General features: G+C 37.9%; 2 protein-coding genes. Both read right to left on the bottom strand.

The window, feature by feature from the left end:
* Window positions 1-1,454, bottom strand: a 1,454-nt coding sequence (locus tag T488_RS17230) for a condensation domain-containing protein (RefSeq protein WP_242838310.1), incomplete at its 3' end; no start/stop codon positions are given.
* A 19-nt stretch (window positions 1,455-1,473) separates the two neighbouring features.
* Window positions 1,474-2,406, bottom strand: a 933-nt coding sequence (locus T488_RS17225; protein WP_037297395.1) for a condensation domain-containing protein, incomplete at its 5' end; no start/stop codon positions are given.

Genomic DNA, 2,406 nt, shown 5'->3' with positions numbered 1-2,406 from the left:
GGTGCCTTTTCACACTGCCTTTTCACAAGCTCCAGCAGACTTGTTTCTTCTATCACCTCTTCGGTTTCGTTATACTTTTGCCATGCGTTTTTCTCTGATTCATTTACGATCTCAAGCTCATTTACTCTGCAATCCGGCTTTTCGGCGATTTCTCCACATATCTTTATTAATGTATCCATAATATGCTGAACTTCATCGCCACAAAAATGATTTGGATCATACATTATCTTGAAGCTCAATCTGTCATTTTTAATAAATGCTGAAATTGTGATACCGTAATTGGTCTGTTCTCTTGTGCTTTCTACTTTTATCAGACTGTCTGTATCTTCTGAATCTGTAAAAGCACCTGATGCATAGTTTTCAAATACATAAAGCACTTTGATAAGCTCTGAACCCTGTGCTATTTTGCTCTGAATTTCTGCAAGTGAACAATAATCATAATTTGTACTCTCTGTTCCCTTTTCCTGCTGGATTTTTATAAGCTCGGAAACTGTGATTTTCTCATCTACGCATACTCTTACCGGTATTGTATTGACAAAGAGCCCTACCATATCTTCTATGCCGTTAATGGGCGCATTTCTTCCTGATACAACCTTGCCGAACACAACATCATTGCTTCCTGTATACCTCTGAAGAAGAATTCCCACTGCAGCTTCTGCTGCAACGTTGATTGTTGACTCGTTTTTTTCAGTTATCCTTATGATTTTTTCTGTTGTCTCTGCATCTGTTTCTCCATACAGTTCTCTCATCTGCTCTACAGATGGTTCAGGTTTATTCAGTGCCTTTATCTCTGCGTCACTATCATAGCCCTCAAGTTCATTTTTCCAGTATTCAAGCGCTTTACTCTGATCCTGCCTTTGAAGCCACTTTATGTATTCGCTGTATTCACAGCTACTGTTTTTTTCAGCAGCTACTTCTTGTGATATTTTTTCATAAGTTTCACCATTTGAAAGCTTTGAATAATAATATAAAAACTTCTGAAATAATGTATTTATACACCATCCATCTACAATTATATGGTGAAGGCTAAAAAGGATTTTATCTTCTCCGGAAGCATACTTTATATGTAAAACTCTGATAAGTGAGTCTTCCTTAAGATCATAGCCGCGCTGAAGATCCTTTAATACTAATTCATCAACTTTTTCTTTCTTCAGAGCCTCATCATAATCTGTTATATCTATATAATTCACTTCAGGGTCACGATTCTTTAAAACGACCTGTAATATTTCTTTCATGCCTTCATAAACAAATGCAGTTCTCAGTACCGAAAACCTTTCGGAAAGAAGGGAAAGTGCCTGCTTTAATATATCATGATCCATATTATATTTTACAGACAGCAAATTCTGAAGCGAATAGGCTGAGGATGAATTGTCGACCAAATTATAGTAGAGCATTCCTTCCTGCAGCGGTGAGAGGCGGTAAACGTTTTCAATTTTACTATTAATTTTAGACATTTTTATCTACCCTTCATTTTTAAAATAAGTTATTGAGGAAATCAATATCTGACTGTTCCAGATTATCAACATCAAGATCTGAAACTGTTTTATCCATCATTACACAATTAACGCAATAATCAGCTATATCACTTACACAAGCTGTAAATTCATTTTTCAGTCTTTCAATAAAACTACTATCATAGCGATCATCATTGCTGACAATATTGAAGCTCAATATTCCATCAGAAACCTGACCGTTTACTGTTATATTATCGGGAAGCCTGTTTTCTATTGCAATTGATTCGCCACAGGGGTATAATACAGACTTTTTGTTTCCTTTTTCTTCAAACTCGCCAAGATAATTGAAGCAGATATCAGGTGTCGTTTTATGTTCAGTGAAGCCGTATCCCATTCCATTATCCGGGACTCCTCTTAAAGAATCCTTTGCAGAAATGATTGATGTGTCGTTATCCTCGCTGACATCAACACTAACCGTGTAGATATTCGTAAACCAGCCAACTGTTCGATCGATAGATATTGGTTCATGGATCTCTTCTCGTCCATGTCCCTCCAGCTTTATCGCAAGTTTTTTCTGGCCGGTTATCCTTCCGACCGCCCTTGCAAGCGCCGCTATCAATACCTCGTCGATCCTTGCTCCATACGCATTGCTACTCTTTGTCAGGAGATGTTCGGTGGTTTCTCTCGTGAATCCTGCTATCGCATATCCCGGTTTGTCTCCTGAGTGATCTACAGTTATCAATCCTTCGCTCATTACTGCATTTACCTTATTCCAATAATCCTTGGTACGTACATCGAGCTTTTTTTCATATTCCTTCAGTTTACGGCTCCACTCAATAAATGATGCAGTTTTTTCAGGTAAGCTGACCTGTTTACCTGCCTTTATCTGGCTTACCGCTGTTTCAAAATCTTCTGCTAGTATTCTCCATGATACTCCGTCTACTGCAAGGTG

It is taken from the genome of Ruminococcus flavefaciens ND2009 (assembly GCF_000621785.1).
Taxonomy (GTDB): Bacteria; Bacillota; Clostridia; order Oscillospirales; family Ruminococcaceae; genus Ruminococcus; species Ruminococcus flavefaciens_C.
The sequence above is the reverse complement of the archived record's forward strand: the minus strand, read 5'-3'. Positions and strand labels throughout refer to the sequence as shown.